This window comes from Pelomonas dachongensis (assembly GCF_043555865.1).
Taxonomy (GTDB): Bacteria; Pseudomonadota; Gammaproteobacteria; order Burkholderiales; family Burkholderiaceae_C; genus Pelomonas; species Pelomonas dachongensis.
Genome location: NZ_JBIGHY010000002.1, coordinates 875,487 through 892,108 on the forward strand (window position 1 = coordinate 875,487; position 16,622 = coordinate 892,108).

A 16,622-nucleotide genomic window follows, 5' to 3' on the forward strand; every position below is an offset into this window, starting at 1 on the left:
AACCTGCATTTGCCGGGATCGCTGCCGCGCCAATCGTGAAATCAGCCCGCCAGCTCCTCGTAGCCGCCGGCCGGCACGAACACCCGCACGCTGTCCCCGCCGGCCGCCTTGGCCTCGGCACAGGCCAGCGACGCGCTGCCCAGCACGGCGTCCACCGTGGTCAGCGTGGATTGGATCTGCACCACGCCCAGCGACGCCTTCACGCGCGTGCGGTGCAAGCCCCAGTGCAGCCTGTACGCCGCCACGGCAGCGCGGATCTTCTCGGCAATGATCTGTGCGTAGTGCGCGTCGCAGTCGGGCAGCAGAACGGCGAAATGGTCTTCCTCCAGCCGCGCTACCAGGTCGGAGGCACGCACCTTACCGATCAGCATCTGACCCAGGCCATACAGAAAGTGGTCGCCCACCTCCGCGCCCATGCCCTTGACGACGTCGCCAAACTTGTCGACGTCCAGCCACAGCACCGACACCGGGTCACCTCGGCGGCTGCCGACGTGCTCGGCCAGGCGGCGCTCGAACTCGCGGCGGTTGGCCAGTTCGGTGACGGCGTCGTGCTTGGCCGTCCAGGTCGGCTGCAGCCGCTGCGCGCGCGCGGCCGTCACGTCCTCGACGATCCACAGCGCCTCGGCCGCAGGCGAGTCCCAGTGCACGGGGGTGGCTTGCAGGCGGCCCCAGAAGCGGTGGCCGTCGCGTTTGACGTACTCGATCTCCTCGTCCAGCGGCTGGCCGGCCGCAAAGGCGGTGGCGGCGCGCTCGTGCAGCTGGGCGTGCGCCTGGTCGTTGGTATGGACAGCGCGCGTGGCCTGGCCGGCCAGGTCGCTGTCGTCGCCAAAGCCGAACAGGTGGTTGAACTCATCGCTGACGACCTCGAAGCGCTGGCCGCACACGAAGGCGACGGCGGTGGGCGCCCGTACCAGCAGCGCACGCAGGCGAGCGGCAGTGGTGTCTTCGGTAGCGGGAATGGCGGCGCTGCTCATGAGGTCTCCTGGGGCTGTCTCTTCTGAGCCCGACTATCGCAGGACTGCCGGCTTTCGGCCATGACGCCGATCACGCGGTTAGAGTCCGCCACCTCGCCGTCACCGCGGCGCCACGTCGAGACGCCACGATGCGCCTGCTGCCTCTTGCCTTGCTCGCGTTGCTGAGCGGCCTCACCCAGGCCCAGCAACTCAGTGAAACCCCTCAGGGCCTGCGGGACGCGACGCCGCGCTGGCACGCGCTGACCGGCGCCCGCCTCGTGCTGGAGCCGGGTCGCGTCGTCGAGAACGGCACGCTGGTCATGAAGGACGGCGTCATCGTCGCCGCCGGCGCAGGCCTGAAGCCGCCCGCCGGCGCGCGCGTGTGGCATGTGCCGGGGCGCACGGTCTATGCGGGCTTCATCGATGCGGCCAGCAGCGTGGGTCAAGGACGCGCGGAAGCACCCAGGGCCAAGGGGCTGACGCCGGGGCAGCGCTGGGTGCGGGCCGAGTTCCGCCAGGCTGGCGCACTGGAGATCCGGCCCGAGGACGTGAAGACGGCGCGCGAGCTGGGCTTCACGGCGGCGTTGTCGCTGCCGCCGGCGGGTGCCGTGTTCCGCGGCCAGAGCGCGCTGATCAGCCTGCGCGACGGCGCGGATGTGCGCGCCCTGGTGCTGCGCGCCGACGTGGCCCAGCATCTGGCGCACGAGTACCAGAGCGTCGATTTCGAGAGCGGCGCGCGTGCGACGCCGAACTACCCCACGTCGCTGATGGGCAGCATCGCGCTGCAGCGGCAGACGCTGCTGAACGCGCAATGGGCCGCCACGCCCGTACCCACCGGAGAGCGGCGCGAGTTCAATGCCGGTCTGGCCGCGCTGTCGCCCGCGCTGGCCGGGCGGCAACCGGTCATCCACGACGCGCTGGACGAGGAAGACCTGCTGCGCATCGCCCGGCTGCGCGACGAGTTCAAGCTGAACCTGATCGCCCAGGGCACCGGCACCGAGTACCGCAAGGCCGCGCAGCTGAAGGCGCTGGGCCTGCCGGTGATCGTGCCGCTGGCTTACCCGGCCGCACCCGAGGTGGAGCAGCCCGAGAGTGCGCTGGACGTGCCGCTGCACCTGCTACAGCACTGGGAGAGCGCGCCCAGCAATGCGGCGGCGCTGCAGGCGGCCGGCGTGGAGTTCGCGATCTCCACGCAGGGGCTCAAGGACGCCGGCAAGGACTTCTGGCCGCGGCTGCGCCAGGCCGTGCAGCGCGGACTGACACCCGAAGCGGCGTTGGCCGCGCTGACCACCACGCCTGCGCGGTTGCTGGGCCAGCCCCGGCTGGGGCGGCTGACGCCGGGCCAGATCGCCAATGTCGCGGTCGCCAGCGGCGACCTGTTCACCAGCGAGCAGGCCGAGGTGGAAATCGCTTTTGTCGACGGCGTGCCGCTGCCGACCGCCGCGTGGGAGCGCTTCGACGCGCGCGGCCAGTGGACGGTCAAGCCGGCCGACGGGGCCGAGCAGCGCTGGCAGATTGCCGGCACGCGCGCCCGGCCCACGCTGACGGTCGAGGGCCGTGCCTGCGAGCTGCAGCAGCGGGGCCGCGAACTGCTGCTGCGCTGGCCTTGCGATGGCGGCGGCAACCCGCTGCGACTGGAGGGACGTGGCGCTGCGCTGAACGGCGCGCTGACATTGGCCGATGGCCGCACGCAGGCCTGGAGCGCCACACGCGCCGCGCCCTTCGAGCCGCCTGCGCCCAAGCCGCAGGCCGTCTCCGCGCCCTCGCCCGCCACCTTCCCGGCCGGCGCTTTCGGCCGCGCGGCGGCACCGGAACGGCCCGCCGCTGTGCTGGTGCGCAACGCGACGATCTGGACCAGCGCCGCGGCGGGCACGCTCGCCGGCGCCGACCTGCTGGTGCGCGACGGCCGCATCGCCGCCATTGGCGAGGGGCTGACCGCACCGGCTGGCGCCGTCGTCATCGACGCGCAAGGCCAGCACCTGACACCCGGCCTCATCGACGCGCACTCGCACACCGCCGTCCACCGAGGCATCAACGAGTTCGCGCATTCGGTGACGGCCGAGGTGCGCGTGGGCGACGTGGTTGACGCGACCGACATCAGCCTGTACCGCCAGCTGGCCGGCGGCGTCACCAGCGCCAACCTGCTGCACGGTTCGGCCAACGCTATCGGCGGGCAGAACCAGGTCATCAAGCTGCGCTGGGGGCTAGATGGCGACGCGCTGAAGTTCGAGGGCGCTAGGCCCGGCATCAAGTTCGCGCTGGGCGAGAACGTCAAGCGCGCCAACTTCCCCGCCACAGATGGCGATCCGCGCTACCCGACCACGCGCATGGGCGTGGAGCAGGTCATGCGCGACGCCTTCCTGGCTGCGCAGGCCTACCGCGCTCAACGCAAGGCCGACCCGAACGCGCGGCGAGACCTGCAGCTGGATACGCTGGTGGAGCTGCTGGAGAAGAAACGCGTCATCCACATCCACAGCTACCGCGCCGACGAGATCCTGATGTTCGTCGCGCTGGCCAAGGAATTCGGCCTGGAGGTGGCCACCTTCCAGCACGTGCTGGAGGCCTACAAAGTCGCGCCCGAGATCGCATCGCTGGGCGCCGGCGCCTCAGGCTTCTCGGACTGGTGGGGCTACAAGGTCGAGGTCCAGGACGCGATTGCCTACAACGGCGCGATGACGCAAAAGGCCGGAGTGTTGACCAGCTTCAACTCCGACAGCGACGAGCTCGCGCGCCGCCTGAATACCGAGGCTGCCAAGGCACTGCGCTACGGCGGCACCGCATGGGGCATGACCGCGGCAGACGCGCTGAAGTTCGTGACGATCAATCCGGCGAGGCAGCTGCGCATCGACGGCCGAGTTGGCTCGCTGGAGGCAGGCAAGGACGCCGACTTCGTGCTGTGGAGCGCGCATCCACTGTCCAGCGCCGCGCGGGCCGAGCAGACCTGGATCGACGGCCGACGCTACTTCAGCCGCGACGAGGACACGCAACTGCGCGAACGCGACCGCGTCGAGCGGGCCCGGCTGGTCGCACTGGCGCTGCCCGAGCGCGCCAAGGCCTCCGCACCTCCCGAGGGCCGACCCGCGACGGCGCTGGCTGCCGCGCTGGACCAGCTCGAACTGCAGCGCTGGCTGCACCAGATGAACCGTGACCGCATCAGCTACTACGGTGGCGACGGCTGGCATGAGTGCACTCAAGACACGTACTGACATGAAGCTCGCCCTCGCCCTCCTGGCCGCGCTGCTGAGCGCCACCTTCACCACCCAAGCCACGCCCAACATACCGCCGCCGCCGCAGCGCGAACCGCTGCTGCTGCGCAATGCGACGCTGCACCCGGTCAGCGGCCCCGCCATCGCGGGCGGCAGCCTGCTCATCGTGGGTGGACGCATCCAGGCCATCGGCACCGACCTGACCGCCCCCCCCGGCGCGCGCACCGTGGACCTCGGCGGCCGCCACGTCTATCCCGGCATGATCGCCGCGGATAGCAACCTGGGCTTGGCCGAGATCCGGTCGGTGAGCGCCAGTCTGGACAGCAACGAGACCGGCGCGCTCAATCCGAATGCGCGCGCGCTGGTCGCCTTCAACGCCGACAGCGAGCTGCTGCCGGTCACGCGCGGTGGCGGCGTGCTGGCCGCGCTGGCGGTGCCCGAGGCCGGTCGCACGGGCCTGATCACCGGGACATCCGCGCTGCTGCAACTGGAAGGCTGGAACTGGCGGGACATGGCCTTGCTGCCCGAGGCCGGCTTGCACATCACCGTGCCGCGGCTGCGACTGAACAACGCCCTGTTCCCGACCCAGCCCGAGTCCCGGCTGGCCGAGATGCGCCGCTCCACCGAGGCGCGGCTGAAGCTGCTGGACGACGCTTTTGAGTCGGCCAAGGCCTATGCGCTGGCACGCACAGTCGATGCCACCACGCCCGTCGACACACGCTGGGAGGCCATGCGGCCCGTGCTGCCGGCCAATGCGGGCACACAGCCGGCGCGGCCCGTCTTCATGCATGCCGACGACCTGGCGCAGATCCGCTTCGCGCTGGACTTTGCGGCACGGCACGGCCTGATACTGATCATCGTGGGCGGAGCCGATGCCTGGCGCGTGGCCGACACGCTGCGTGAGCGTCGTGTGCCGGTGATCGTGGACGGCCTGCTGCGCCTGCCGCTGCGTCGCGATGACCCGCCCGATGCGCTGTTCTCACTGCCCGCGAAACTGGCTGCGGCCGGCGTGCAGTTCTGCATCGCCGAAGGTGGCCGCGATTCGACCAACGCGCGCAACCTGCCCTTCGAGGCCGCGCAGGCGCGTGCCTACGGACTTTCAGATGACGAGGCGCTGAAGGCGGTCACGCTGTACCCGGCGCAGATCCTGGGTATCGCCGACAAACTGGGTTCGCTGGAGGTAGGCAAGCTGGCCAACCTTTTCGTCGCCGACGGCGACCCGCTGGAGCAGGCGACACGCATCGAACGCGTGTTCATCCAGGGGCGCGAGGTGGAACTGAGCGACCGGCAGACGAAGCTGCGCGACAAGTATCTGCAGCGGCCATGACAACTCTGCGCGACGTCCTGCGCAAAGCCCTGCTTACGATCAGCCTGCTCGGCGTGCTGCTCTTCGGCGGCGGGCTGCTCGTCTCTTTCGCCGCTCCGCTGGCGGTCGAGCAGGCGGCGCGCGAAGTCATCTGCATCGAGGTGGAACGCCGCGTCGGCAGGAAGTTCGACGGGCTGTCGAACGCCGCCTGGCGGGGGTAGCGCGCAAGGCGCTGCAGAAGACAACGGCGGACGCCGACCGCGTCGAGCGCGAACTGCGCGAGCAGTTGCCGCAGCGCGTGGCGCGAGCCGTCGCGGACATGCTCAGCGCCGACTGCGAGTGCCGAAAGCGTCTAGCGGAACGCGCCCGGCAGTCGCATGAAGAACGGCTCGGCTCGCTGCGCCAGGCACAAGCCCGGCTATCCGAGTGGATCGAACAGGCCTGCGCGAACACGCGCGACCCGTTGCAGCGCGAGCTGCGCATCTTCACGGCGCTCAACGCCGTACTGTTTGCGCTGCTGGGCCTGCTGTGCCTGAGGAAACGCTCCTCGGCGATGCAGCGGGCGCTGGTCGCGGTCACGATGCTGGGCGCCAGTGCGGTGGTGGGCGGCGCCTACCTGTTCAACCAGAAATGGATGCACACGCTGGCGTTCGGCGACTAGGTCGGCTGGGGCGATGTCGCCTATCTCGCGACGGTAACCACGCTGTTTTCGGACGTAGTCTTCAACAAAGGCCGCGTGACAGCGGCCATGCTTGGCGCCATCACTCTTCCCGCCTGCTGAGCTGCCGCTAGGGTGCGATCTGTTCGGCGTAGTCATACAGCGCCGACAGGATGGCCTCGCCGCGCTCGTCGGCGCTTTCGCCCAGTTGGTCAATGCGCTCCATGAACGCCGCCAGCGTCTGCGCGCCACCCTCGCCGGCATGCAGCCGGGCGCCGCAATGCTGTTGCCAGCGCTCGGCCTCCTGTGGCGACAGGCTGGCGGGGAAGTTGCGCGCGCGCCAGCGGAACACCAGCTCGTCCAGCCGCCCGTCCTGGAAGGCCAGTTTGCCCTGCGCCGCGCGCTCGGCCAGCTGCTCGGGCGCCGTCGTCCGCACACGGTTCAGCGCGCGACGGTCCTCGTTGCCGATGAAGCCGCCGTACAGGTCCTCGTCCACATCAGCGGATGCGAAGGGCTCGCGCTGGAACACGTCGCCCCACAAGCCGTCCAGCAAGCGGCCTTTCTCGGCCAGCAGCCGGGCGTTCGCCAGCTGTGCGTCCATGTCATGCCCCCAGCGCTCGGCCATTGCGGGGCTGAGCGTCTTCAGGTTGCCGATGACGATGGGGCTCTTGTTGACGTGGATGGTCTTGATGGGCAGCCGTGTGACGCCCTCGGGCAGCGCGTCCTGCTTCGTGAACATGCGCTCACGGATGGCTGCGGCGTTCAAGCCCAACAGCTCGGCGGGATCGGCCGAGCAGTCCCACACGATCAGCTCGTTCTTGTTGGTCGGGTGCGGCGCCAGCGGCCATACCAGCGCGATACAGCCACGCTCGGGGCCATACATGCCTGAGATGTGCAGGAAGGGCTTGCCCACGCCAATCTCGTCCCACACGGCCTGCTTGCTGCGCAGCTTCACGCAGAAGTCCCACAGCTTGGGCTGCGCGACCTTCAGCTTACGCGCCAGCGCGACGGTGGCACGCACGTCCGACAGCGCATCGTGTGCCGCCTCGTGGGCCACGCCGTTGGCGACGGTCAGGTGTTCCAGCTTGAAGCTGGGGCGGCCGTCTTCATGCTGGGGCCACTCCAGCCCGTCAGGCCGCAGCGCGTACGCGCAGCGCACCACGTCCAGCAGGTCCCAACGGCCGCAGCCGTTCTGCCATTCGCGCGCATAGGGGTCGATGAGGTTGCGCCAGAACAGGTGGCGTGTCACCTCGTCGTCGAAGCGGATGCTGTTGTAGCCCACACCCACCGTGCCTGGCAGCGCCAGCACGGTCTCGATAGCGGCGGCGAACTCGTGCTCAGGCACGCCACGCTGCTGGCAGTGCTGAGGCAGGATGCCGGTCAGCAGGCAAGACTCGGGGTCGGGCAGGTAGTCGGGCGACGGCTGGCAGTACAGCATCAGCGGCTCGCCGACCTCGTTCAGCTCCGCATCGGTGCGCAGGCCAGCGAACTGCGCGGGGCGGTCGCGGCGCGGCACGCGGCCGAAAGTTTCGTAGTCGTGCCAGAAAAAGCTCAGGTCGCTCATGGGCCGGCACGATAGCGCACGACCCGGCCAGGCAGCGATCAGATCTTGGAGAACTGCATCCGCAGCACGTATTGCATGTTGCAGGGCTTGCCGCCGCAGAACCCTGGCTTGAAAGGGGTGACCATCAGCACGGCGGACGAGAAGCGGGCGAACTCGGGTTGGACATCGCCGAACACGTCAACATGGCGCACCTTGCCCTCTGAGTCCACGTCGGCGACAACGGTCATCGCGCCGCTGGGGAACAGCTTGTCCATGCCGTCCTGGATGGCGTTGAAGATCGGCAACAGGCCCTGCGCGGGGAATGGTGGCTCGTCCGCGGCGGGCATGCCTTCGTATTCGGCCCTGATCAGCGCTCTCTCGGCTTCGTCCAGTTCGGCATAGCGGCGGTTCAGCGGCAAACTTGAGCGGATGGCGACGCGCCCCAATCGCGTCCCTGTTTCCTCGACGCGGATCTCGTACCGCTTGCGCGGCAGGTCGGACGCAGCAGCGGCCTGCATCAACCCCGCGAGCAGGCAAGCCGAAATCAAGAGTTCTGAGCGGTAAGACATGACACGGCTCCCTGGTCTGCTTGTTGGGCGGCACACACGATAGCGCAGTCGGGTCGCCAGTCGGCAGCCACTCCGCTAGAGTGACTCGCTAGCTGACATCACCAGGGAGCCGCCGTGAACCACTACGCTGCGCTGCTGACAGGATTGCTGGCGCTGGCCTTCATCGGCCCGGCCTGTGCAGATGAGGATGACACCATCGCCACCGACCGGCCTGACTTCGTCGAGTCCAGCAACGTGGTCGGCAAAGGGCGCGTGCAGATCGAGACCAGCCTGGCCTGGGAACGCGACCGCCAGGGTGGCTTGACGTCGCGCACGGCCAGCACGCCGACGCTGCTGCGGGTGGGCGTGGCCGACGCCTGGGAGCTGCGCTTCGAGACTGACGGCCGGCTGCGCCAGACGATCCAGGAGGCCGGGACGACGACGAAGGAACGCGGCTGGTCGGACCTGGCGGTCGGCGTGAAATGGCACCAGCGCGACGGCGACGAGGCGACCCTCACGCCTGGCTTGGCGTGGCTGCTGCACGTGGACGTGGACAGCGGTTCGGGCGCGTTCCGCGGCCAGGGGCTGAGGCCGTCGCTGCGCATGGTGGCCGAGTGGGAGCTGCCGGGCGGCTGGTCGGCGGGCGTGATGCCAGGGCTGTACCGGGACCGCGACGAAGAGGGCCGGCATTTCACGGGCGCCATCCTGGCCGCCGTCATCGGCAAGTCGCTGACCGAGCGCTTGCGCGGCTTCGTCGAGGTCTCGGGCCAGCAGCTGGCCTCCAGCCGGAACGGCGGCAGCGTGATCACCTTCGACACCGGCCTGGCCTACCTGCTGGATCGCAACCTGCAGGCCGATGTCGCGCTGTCCCGGGGCATCAACAAGAACGCGCCGGACTTGTCGTGGACGGTGGGGCTGTCGGCCCGCTTCTGAGGAATCCGCCATGAACTTCAACATCCGCCAGCGGCTGCTGGCGCTGAGCCTGATGGGCGTGGCCTTCGTCGCCATCGTCGGGCTGGTGGGCTACCTGGCGCTGGGCACACTGTCCGGCACGGCGGCGTCCGTCGCCCGCTCCAACACGGCACTGCGCGCGCAGCTGGAGGCGGACATGATGCACGACGCGCTGCGCGGCGACGTGCTGCGCGCGGTGCTGGGCGGCATCAAGGGCAACACCGCCGAGCTGGTGGACGTGCAGAAGGACATCGGCGAACACACGCAGGAGTTTCGCGCCCACATGACAGAGCTGAAGTCGCTGTCGCTCAGCCCGGCGATCACGGCGGCTGTAGCCAAGACCGAGGGCGAGCTGAACGCCTACATCACCAGCGCCAACGAAGTGGTCAAGCTGGCCGGCAACGACCTGGCCGGGGCGGAAGCGCGCCTGCCGGACTTTGCCACGGCGTTCAAGGCGCTGGAAACCGACATGGAGGAGCTGAGCGACCTGATCCAGCAGTTCGCCCGCCAGACGGACGCCGATGGCGCGGCCTCGGCCTCGCAGACCCGGTGGCTGCTGATCGCCGCCGCCGTGGTGGGCGCCACACTACTGCTCGTCGTCAACCAGTTGGCCGCGCGCAGCATCACGCAACCGCTGCAGCGCGCGGTCAGCCACACGCAGACCGTGGCGGCTGGCGACCTCAGCCACCGCATCGAGGGGCACGGCCGCGACGAGACCGGACAGTTGCTGCTGGCGTTGCAGCAGATGGGCAGCGGCCTCGCCCACATCGTCGGTCAGGTGCGCGCCAGCGCAGACTCCATCGCCACCGGCTCGGCCGAGATCGCCATCGGCAGCACCAACCTCAGCCAGCGCACCGAGGAGCAGGCCAGCAGCCTGGAGCAGACCGCCTCGGCCATGGAGGAGCTGACCGCCACCGTGCGCAACAACGCCGAGACCGCGCAGCGCGCCACCGCGCTGGCACGCTCGGCCGCGGCGGTGGCGCAACAAGGTGGCACCGCCGTGGCCGAGGCCGTCAGCACCATGGCCGGCATCTCGGCCAGTTCGCGACGCATCGCCGACATCATCGGCGTCATCGACGGCATCGCGTTCCAGACCAACATCCTGGCGCTGAACGCGGCCGTCGAGGCGGCACGCGCTGGCGAGCAGGGGCGCGGCTTCGCGGTGGTCGCGTCGGAAGTGCGCTCGCTGGCACAGCGCTCGGCCACAGCTGCGCGCGAGATCAAGGGCCTCATCGGCGACAGTGTGGAGCGCGTGGAGACCGGCACCACGCAGGTGGGCCGTGCCGGTGAAACGGTGCAGAGCATCGTGGCCGAGGTGCGCAAGGTCAGCGACCTGATCGCCGAGATCAGCGCGGCCAGCGACGAGCAGAGTCGCGGCATCGGCCAGGTAGGCTCGGCCGTCGCCATCCTGGATCAGATGACCCAGCAGAACGCCGCGCTGGTGGAAGAAAGCGCCGCCGCGGCCGAGAGCCTGAAGGATCAGGCGGCACGGCTGGCGGAGCTGGTCGCGCAGTTCCGGCTGCCGCGCTAGCGCTGGGCGCGGTCAGCGTTTCCTGACAACCACGCTGCCAATGGAGTAGCCCGCACCGAACGAGCAAATGACGCCCGCGTCGCCGGCCTTCAGGTCGGCACGATGCTGGTGGAAGGCAATGATGGAGCCCGCCGACGCCGTATTGGCGTACTCGTTCAAGATCAGCGGCGCGATCTCATCGCCGGCGTCCGCGCCCACCAACTTCTTGATGACCAGCTGGTTCATGCCCTTGTTGGCCTGGTGCAGCCAGTAGCGGCTGACCTGCGTAGGCTCCAGGCCCAGCTTGCCGAGGTGCGCCTCGATATGGGCCGCGGCCATGGGCACCACTTCCTTGAAGACCTTGCGGCCCTCCTGATAGAAGGTCAGGTCGCGCGCATTGGGGTCGCGGTCTTCGGCGCGGTTCATGAAGCCGAAGTTGTTGCGGATGTTGCTGCTGAACTGCGTGGCCAGCTGCGTGCCCAGGATCTCCCACTGGTCAGGCCCCGTGGCCGTGTCGGCACGCTCGACGATCAACGCCGTGCAGACGTCACCGAAGATGAAATGGCAGTCGCGGTCGCGCCATTCCAAGTGGGCGGACGTGATCTCAGGGCTCACGACCAGCACGCACTGGGACGCGCCGGAGCGCACCGCGTTGAAGGCCTGCTCCAGCGCGAAGGTGGCCGACGAGCAAGCCACGTTCATATCGAAGCCGTAGCCGCCCGCGCCCAGCGCCTGCTGGATCTCGACGGCCATGGCCGGATAGGCGCGCTGCATGTTGGCGCTGGAACACAGGACCGCGTCGATGTCGGCACCGGTCTTGCCGGCCTGCTGCAGCGCCTGCCGCGCGGCATCAACGGCAATCTCGGCCATCAGAGAGATCTCGTCGTCGCCCCGCGGCGTGAACTTCGGATACATGCGGGCAGGGTCCAGCACGCCGTCCTTCTCGATGACGTAGCGCTGCTGGATGCCGGATGCCTTCTCGATGAACTCGACACTGGAGTGCGTCAGCGCCGTGCGCTCGCCGGCCGCGATGGCCGAGGCGTGTTCAGCGTTCTGCAGGTCGGCGTAGCGGTTGAAGGCATCCACCAGCTCGGCGTTGGTGATGACGTGCGGCGGGCGGTAGATGCCGGTGCCGCTGATGACCACTGCCGGAAGTGAGGTTTGCATAGTGAGGACGTGAACCGCCGCGGGTGGACGAGGCCGGAATCTTATCGAGCCCGCTGGCCGCTCAGTCGCGCGCGACGAGGATGTCCAGCCCAGGGCGGCGCAGTGAAGCCAGTGCGTCCGCGCTGGCCTGCGGCGTGACGATGAGCGTGGACAGCGCCGCCAGCGGCGCAACGCGGAAGGGTGAAACCTTGCCCAGCTTGTCGCTGCTGGCCATCAACACGGTCTCGGCCGCCTGCGCCATCAGCAGCGCCTTGACCTGGGCCTCCTCGAAGTCACCAGTGGACAGGCCGAACGCAGCGTCCACGCCGGTCACGCCCAGAAAGCAGCAGTCCGCCCGCAGCGCCTGGACGGCCTGCGCCACGCCGGCACCCACGGCCACGCCGGAGTGCTTGAACAGCCGGCCGCCCAGCATCAGCACCTCCACGCTCGGGTGCTCGATCAGCGCTGCGGCGATGACGGGGCTGTGCGTGGCGATGGTGGCGCGCAGCGTGACCGGCAGTTGCTGCACCAGGGACAGCGTGCTGGTGCCGCCGTCGACGAAGACCAGTTGCCCGTCGGCGATCAGGGCCGCTGCCGCGCGGCCCAGCGCGCGCTTCTCATCCAACGCAATGGCACCACGCCGCGCCAGGTTGGCCAGCGCTGGCGACACCGGCAGCGCGCCGCCGTGCACGCGCTGAAGGGCGCCGCGCTGGGCCAGGTCGCGCAGATCGCGGCGGATGGTGTCCTCCGACACGGCCAGCCGCTCGGCCAGCTCGCGCGCCAGCACGCGACCGCTCAGCTGCAGTTCATCCAAGATAGTCAGGTGGCGTTGTTCGGTCAGCATCCGTGGGCTTGCATGTTTTTGCGTTATTTTGCATGATTAATACTCAATACAGGAATTTTCATGCAATCCCCGTCACCCGCCCGCATTGCCGATCTGCCGCTCCGGGACCGAGTTCGTGTGCAACAGGTGCGTCTGCTGTCGGACAACTGGTACACGCTGAAGACCACGCGCTTCGACTTCCTGCGCAGCGACGGCCAGTGGCAGGCGCAGGATCGCGAGACCTATGACCGCGGCAACGGCGCGACGCTGCTGCTCTACCAGCTCGAGCGCCGCCGCGTGATGCTGACGCGGCAGTTCCGCTACCCCGTCTTCGTGAATGGCTGGCAGCAGTTGATGGTGGAAACCGTGGCAGGGCTGCTGGACGAGGCCGATCCGGTCAGCTGCATTCGCGCCGAGGCCGAGCAGGAAGCCGGCGTGCGGCTGCGCGACGTGCAGCCGCTGTTCGAGGCCTACATGAGCCCCGGCTCGGTGACGGAGAAGCTGCACTTCTTTGCTGCCGAGTACGAGGAGCGCGACCTCGTGGGCGAAGGCGGCGGCCTGGTCGACGAGGGCGAGGACATCGCCCGCCTCGAGATCGGCTTCGACGAGGCGATGCGGCAGGTCGAGGCCGGCGAGATCGTCGATGCGAAGACGATCATGCTGCTGCGCTGGGCCGAACGGCATGTGTTCGGTCCGCCGCCAAGGCAAGGGCCGCTGCTGGTCTTCATCGCTGGCCCCTACCGCAGCGGCACCAGCGACCGCGACGACCTCATTGCCGCTAATGTGCAGGCCATGCAGGACGCCGCCGTGCAAGTCGCGGCGGCAGGCCATGTGCCGGTGCTGGGCGAGTGGGTCACGCTGCCGCTGATCGCCGCGCAAGGCGGCGGGCGCGGTGACGCCATCTGGGACCGTGTCTTCCATCCGAACGCGCAGGCCGTGCTCGAACGCTGCGATGTGCTGCTGCGCATCGGTGGCGACTCGGCCGGCGCCGATGCGATGGTTCAGGCCGCCTTGGCACACGGACTGCGGGTCCACTACGGCCTGCCTTCCCTGATCGCGTTGACTGCGTAGAATCAATCACCGGGCCCAAATTTTTGGCGTCCGGTTTTTTCTGCTCGCTTACTTCGCGGGCACGAAGCCGGCAGAGCCAAGTCAAGCGCTCGCAGCCCAGGTCGCGCACTGCACGAACGCGCGCCGCAACTGTGAACTTGAACCATGGAAATCTTCGACTACGACAACATCCTGCTGCTGCCGCGCAAATGCCGCGTGGACAGCCGCTCCGACTGCGACGCCTCGGTACAGTTCGGCCCGCACCGCTTCCGCCTGCCGGTCGTGCCGGCGAACATGAAGACCGTCGTCGATGAGTCCATCACCGAGATGCTGGCTCGCGAGGGCTTCTTCTACGTGATGCACCGCTTCGACCTGGACAGCCTGGCCTATGCGCGCGCCATGCGCGACAAGGGCCTGATCGTCAGCTTGAGCGTGGGCGTGAAACCGGCCGACCATGAGCTGGTCAGCCAGCTCGCCGCCGATGGCGTGGGCGCCGACTACCTGACCATCGACATCGCGCACGGCCATGCCGAAAGCGTGCAGCGCATGATTGCGCACATCAAGCACCAACTGCCCGACACCTTCGTCATCGCCGGCAATGTGGGTACGCCCGAGGCCGTCATCGACCTGGAGAACTGGGGTGCGGACGCGACCAAGGTTGGCGTGGGCCCGGGCAAGGTCTGCATCACGCGGCTGAAGACCGGGTTTGGCACCGGCGGCTGGCAGCTGTCGGCGCTGAAGTGGTGTGCCCGCGTGGCCACCAAGCCCATCGTGGCCGACGGGGGCATCCGCCACCACGGCGACATCGCCAAGAGCGTGCGCTTCGGCGCCAGCATGGTCATGGTCGGCTCGCTGTTCGCCGGCCACGAGGAGTCGCCCGGCCAAACGGTCGAGGTCGACGGCAAGCGCTATAAGGAGTACTACGGCTCAGCGTCGGACTTCAACAAGGGCGAGTACCGCCACGTGGAAGGCAAGCGCATCCTGGAGCCGGTCAAGGGCAAGCTGCCAGACACGCTGCGCGAAATGCAGGAAGACCTGCAAAGCTCCATCTCCTATGCCGGCGGCACGCAGCTGGCGGACCTGAAGCGGGTGAACTACGTCGTGCTCGGCGGCGAGAACGCGGGCGAGCACCTGTTCATGTGACGCCTAACGCAACGTCACCGCGGCCTCCAGCCCCGGCTCGACGTTGCGCAGCACCAGCCGGCTGCCATGCGCCTCGGCCACCAGTCGGCACAGGCACAGGCCCAGGCCCACGCCGCCCTCGTGGCGCGTGCGCGCTTGGTCCGGCCGGTAGAAGGGCTGGCCCAACTGCGGCAAGGCCTCGGGCGGCACGCCGGGGCCGAAGTCGCGCACCTTCAGCTGCAGGCCGGTACCAGCCCGCTGCAGACTCAGCTGCACGGCGCCGCGCGACGGGTCGTTGTGGCGCAACGCGTTGTGAATCAGGTTGCGCAGCAGCAGCTGCACGCGCAGCCGGTCCAGTCTCAACAGCGGCAGATCCGGCTCGATGAGCAACTCCAGCCTCGGCTGCGCCTGCTCGCGCGCCAGCGCAGCCAGGTCGACCTCGCAAAGCTGCAGCGCGCTGTGCCCGCTGCCCAGCCGCTCGCTCTCCAACAACGCGTTGATCATGTCGCGCATCTGAGCGAGCTCGTCCAGCAGCGCATCGCGCGATTCACCCTCACCCACCAGTTCCGCATGCAGCCGCGCGCGCGTAAGCGGGCTGCGCAGTTCGTGGCTGATGGCCAGCAGCAGCGCGCGCTTGCCGTCCAGCATGGCCTGGATGTCGGCGGCCATCTGGTTGAAGCGCTGCGCCAGGTCGCCGATCTCGTCGCCATGGATGACCGGCACGCGGTGCGCGAACTCTCCACGCCGGAAGGCTTCAGCGCCCACAGCCAAGGCATGCAGCGGCTGCACCATGTGGCGGATCAGGCCGAAGGCCATCCCGATGACCCCCAGCAGCCCCATGACGCACAACAGCAGGACGTCGGGGCTGCGCATCGACGTCCACAGCAAGAGGCTGCTCGTGCCGGCCAGCACGACGAAGATGGCGATGAGCCGTGCGCCCAGCGAGTGCTTGAACTGCTTGTGATGGTGATGCCAGCGCTGGTGCCAACGGTGCCGCAGGCGCCAGCGGTATGCCCCGTCGCGGCTCATACGGCGGGCGCGTTTGGCCCGGTTGCGTTGCCAGCGTTCGCGCCAGCGGTGGTCGTAGGGGTGGCTCAAGGCAGTTCCGGCAGGGCGAAGCAATAGCCGGCGTTGCGCAACGTCTTCAACGCTGCCAGCGGCTCCAGCTTGCGGCGCAGACGGCTGACGAGGATGTCCACGGCGCGCGTGTACAGCTCGGCCTCCTGGCCGCGCAGCCGGTTCAGGATGTCATCGCGCGAAAAGACCTTGCCCGGCTCGCGCGCCAGCATCAGCAGCAACTCGTACTCGGTGCCGGTCAGCTCGATGACGCCGCAGCCCGCGCGCACCTCGCGGCGTGCCGCGTCGATCTGCAGGCCCTCGAAGCGGAGCTGATGCGCCGGCTGCGACACGGCAATGGGCGCGGGCGCGAGGCGCGTGCGGCGCAGGATGGTTTGCAACCGAGCGGCCAGCTCGCGCGGCTCGAACGGTTTGGGCAGGTAGTCGTCGGCCCCCAGCTCCAGGCCCACGACGCGGTCGGTCAGGTCGCCGCGCGCCGTCAGCATCAGCACCGGCATGTCGCGCCACGGGTCGCCACCGGCGCGCAGCCGCCTGCAGAACTCGAAGCCGTCCATCTCGGGCAGCATGCCGTCCAGGATCAGCGCGTCAAAGCGCTGCACCGCCAGCCTCGCCAGCGCGGCGCTGGGCCGCGTGACCGCCTCCAGCTGCAGGTCGAATCGGGCCAGGTAGTGCGCGAGCGGACCGGCCAGGGCCTCGTCATCGTCGATCAGCAGCAGTCGGTGCATGGTC

The 16,622-nt window shown here is 69.0% G+C and carries 14 protein-coding genes and 1 pseudogene; 8 read left to right on the forward strand and 7 right to left on the reverse strand.

Annotated elements, in window-relative coordinates:
- Positions 1-41: 41 nt before the first annotated feature.
- Positions 42-974 (reverse strand): GGDEF domain-containing protein, encoded by a 933-nt coding sequence (locus ACG02S_RS08580; protein WP_394470021.1) that lies wholly within the window; start codon positions 972-974, stop codon positions 42-44.
- Between the two features lie 128 nt (positions 975-1,102).
- Here ACG02S_RS08580 and ACG02S_RS08585 point away from each other — a divergent pair, with 128 nt between their 5' ends.
- From ACG02S_RS08585 to ACG02S_RS08600, 4 genes are all read left to right on the forward strand, one after another.
- Positions 1,103-4,159 carry an amidohydrolase family protein gene (locus ACG02S_RS08585; RefSeq protein WP_394470022.1) on the forward strand — a complete coding sequence of 1,019 codons (3,057 nt, stop codon included), beginning with the start codon at positions 1,103-1,105 and terminating at the stop codon, positions 4,157-4,159.
- Position 4,160: 1 nt separating this feature from the next.
- On the forward strand, positions 4,161-5,486 hold the full coding sequence (locus tag ACG02S_RS08590) for an amidohydrolase family protein (protein WP_394470023.1): 1,326 nt from the start codon (positions 4,161-4,163) through the stop codon (positions 5,484-5,486).
- Positions 5,483-5,686, forward strand: coding sequence for a hypothetical protein (locus ACG02S_RS08595; RefSeq protein ID WP_394470024.1), 204 nt, complete (start codon positions 5,483-5,485; stop codon positions 5,684-5,686). The genes ACG02S_RS08590 and ACG02S_RS08595 overlap by 4 nt, the downstream gene beginning before the upstream one ends.
- A 77-nt stretch (positions 5,687-5,763) precedes the next feature.
- On the forward strand, positions 5,764-6,126 hold the full coding sequence (locus ACG02S_RS08600) for a hypothetical protein (RefSeq protein WP_394470025.1): 363 nt from the start codon (positions 5,764-5,766) through the stop codon (positions 6,124-6,126).
- Between the two features lie 127 nt (positions 6,127-6,253).
- Here ACG02S_RS08600 and sbcB read toward each other — a convergent pair whose 3' ends face one another.
- A complete protein-coding gene (sbcB, locus tag ACG02S_RS08605; protein ID WP_394470026.1) occupies positions 6,254-7,687 on the reverse strand; it encodes an exodeoxyribonuclease I in 1,434 nt (477 codons plus the stop codon).
- Positions 7,688-7,725: 38 nt separating this feature from the next.
- Complete coding sequence (locus tag ACG02S_RS08610; protein ID WP_394470027.1) at positions 7,726-8,235, reverse strand: hypothetical protein; 510 nt, start codon at positions 8,233-8,235, stop codon at positions 7,726-7,728.
- Between the two features lie 114 nt (positions 8,236-8,349).
- Between ACG02S_RS08610 and ACG02S_RS08615 the strand changes: the two genes are divergently transcribed.
- Together ACG02S_RS08615 and ACG02S_RS08620 are read left to right on the forward strand one after the other, a co-directional pair.
- Positions 8,350-9,147, forward strand: coding sequence for a transporter (locus tag ACG02S_RS08615; protein ID WP_394470028.1), 798 nt, complete (start codon positions 8,350-8,352; stop codon positions 9,145-9,147).
- Positions 9,148-9,157: 10 nt separating this feature from the next.
- A complete protein-coding gene (locus ACG02S_RS08620; protein WP_394470029.1) occupies positions 9,158-10,696 on the forward strand; it encodes a methyl-accepting chemotaxis protein in 1,539 nt (512 codons plus the stop codon).
- 12 nt (positions 10,697-10,708) lie between these two features.
- Here the strand turns inward: ACG02S_RS08620 and ACG02S_RS08625 are convergent, their stop codons facing one another.
- Both ACG02S_RS08625 and ACG02S_RS08630 read right to left on the reverse strand, forming a co-directional pair.
- Positions 10,709-11,842, reverse strand: a complete 1,134-nt coding sequence (locus ACG02S_RS08625; protein ID WP_394470030.1) for a beta-ketoacyl-ACP synthase III — start codon at positions 11,840-11,842, stop codon at positions 10,709-10,711.
- Between the two features lie 61 nt (positions 11,843-11,903).
- Entirely contained in the window at positions 11,904-12,665 is a 762-nt protein-coding gene (locus ACG02S_RS08630) for a DeoR/GlpR family DNA-binding transcription regulator (RefSeq protein ID WP_394470031.1), read from the reverse strand.
- Positions 12,666-12,725: 60 nt separating this feature from the next.
- Here ACG02S_RS08630 and ACG02S_RS08635 point away from each other — a divergent pair.
- Together ACG02S_RS08635 and ACG02S_RS08640 are read left to right on the forward strand one after the other, a co-directional pair.
- A pseudogene (locus ACG02S_RS08635) lies at positions 12,726-13,328 on the forward strand (GDP-mannose pyrophosphatase); the annotation flags it as partial.
- A 531-nt stretch (positions 13,329-13,859) separates the two neighbouring features.
- Entirely contained in the window at positions 13,860-14,837 is a 978-nt protein-coding gene (locus tag ACG02S_RS08640; protein ID WP_394470032.1) for a GMP reductase, read from the forward strand.
- A gap of 3 nt (positions 14,838-14,840) precedes the next feature.
- On the opposite strand, the gene ACG02S_RS08645 is transcribed toward ACG02S_RS08640, so the two are convergent.
- Entirely contained in the window at positions 14,841-15,914 is a 1,074-nt protein-coding gene (locus ACG02S_RS08645; protein WP_394470033.1) for a sensor histidine kinase, read from the reverse strand.
- Positions 15,911-16,618: a response regulator transcription factor gene (locus ACG02S_RS08650; protein WP_394470034.1), complete on the reverse strand. Its 708-nt coding sequence runs from the start codon at positions 16,616-16,618 to the stop codon at positions 15,911-15,913. Before ACG02S_RS08650 ends, ACG02S_RS08645 begins: the two co-directional genes overlap by 4 nt.
- Between the last annotated feature and the right edge of the window lie 4 nt (positions 16,619-16,622).

Excerpts from the sequence above, each read along its gene's own strand:
- ACG02S_RS08580 (WP_394470021.1), bottom strand. The coding sequence starts at position 974 with ATGAGCAGCGCCGCCATTCCCGCTACCGAAGACACCACTGCCGCTCGC.
- ACG02S_RS08585 (WP_394470022.1), top strand. The coding sequence starts at position 1,103 with ATGCGCCTGCTGCCTCTTGCCTTGCTCGCGTTGCTGAGCGGCCTCACC.
- ACG02S_RS08590 (WP_394470023.1), top strand. The coding sequence starts at position 4,161 with ATGAAGCTCGCCCTCGCCCTCCTGGCCGCGCTGCTGAGCGCCACCTTC.
- ACG02S_RS08595 (WP_394470024.1), top strand. The coding sequence starts at position 5,483 with ATGACAACTCTGCGCGACGTCCTGCGCAAAGCCCTGCTTACGATCAGC.
- sbcB (WP_394470026.1), bottom strand. The coding sequence starts at position 7,687 with ATGAGCGACCTGAGCTTTTTCTGGCACGACTACGAAACTTTCGGCCGC.
- ACG02S_RS08610 (WP_394470027.1), bottom strand. The coding sequence starts at position 8,235 with ATGTCTTACCGCTCAGAACTCTTGATTTCGGCTTGCCTGCTCGCGGGG.
- ACG02S_RS08620 (WP_394470029.1), top strand. The coding sequence starts at position 9,158 with ATGAACTTCAACATCCGCCAGCGGCTGCTGGCGCTGAGCCTGATGGGC.
- ACG02S_RS08625 (WP_394470030.1), bottom strand. The coding sequence starts at position 11,842 with ATGCAAACCTCACTTCCGGCAGTGGTCATCAGCGGCACCGGCATCTAC.
- ACG02S_RS08630 (WP_394470031.1), bottom strand. The coding sequence starts at position 12,665 with ATGCTGACCGAACAACGCCACCTGACTATCTTGGATGAACTGCAGCTG.
- ACG02S_RS08640 (WP_394470032.1), top strand. The coding sequence starts at position 13,860 with ATGGAAATCTTCGACTACGACAACATCCTGCTGCTGCCGCGCAAATGC.
- ACG02S_RS08650 (WP_394470034.1), bottom strand. The coding sequence starts at position 16,618 with ATGCACCGACTGCTGCTGATCGACGATGACGAGGCCCTGGCCGGTCCG.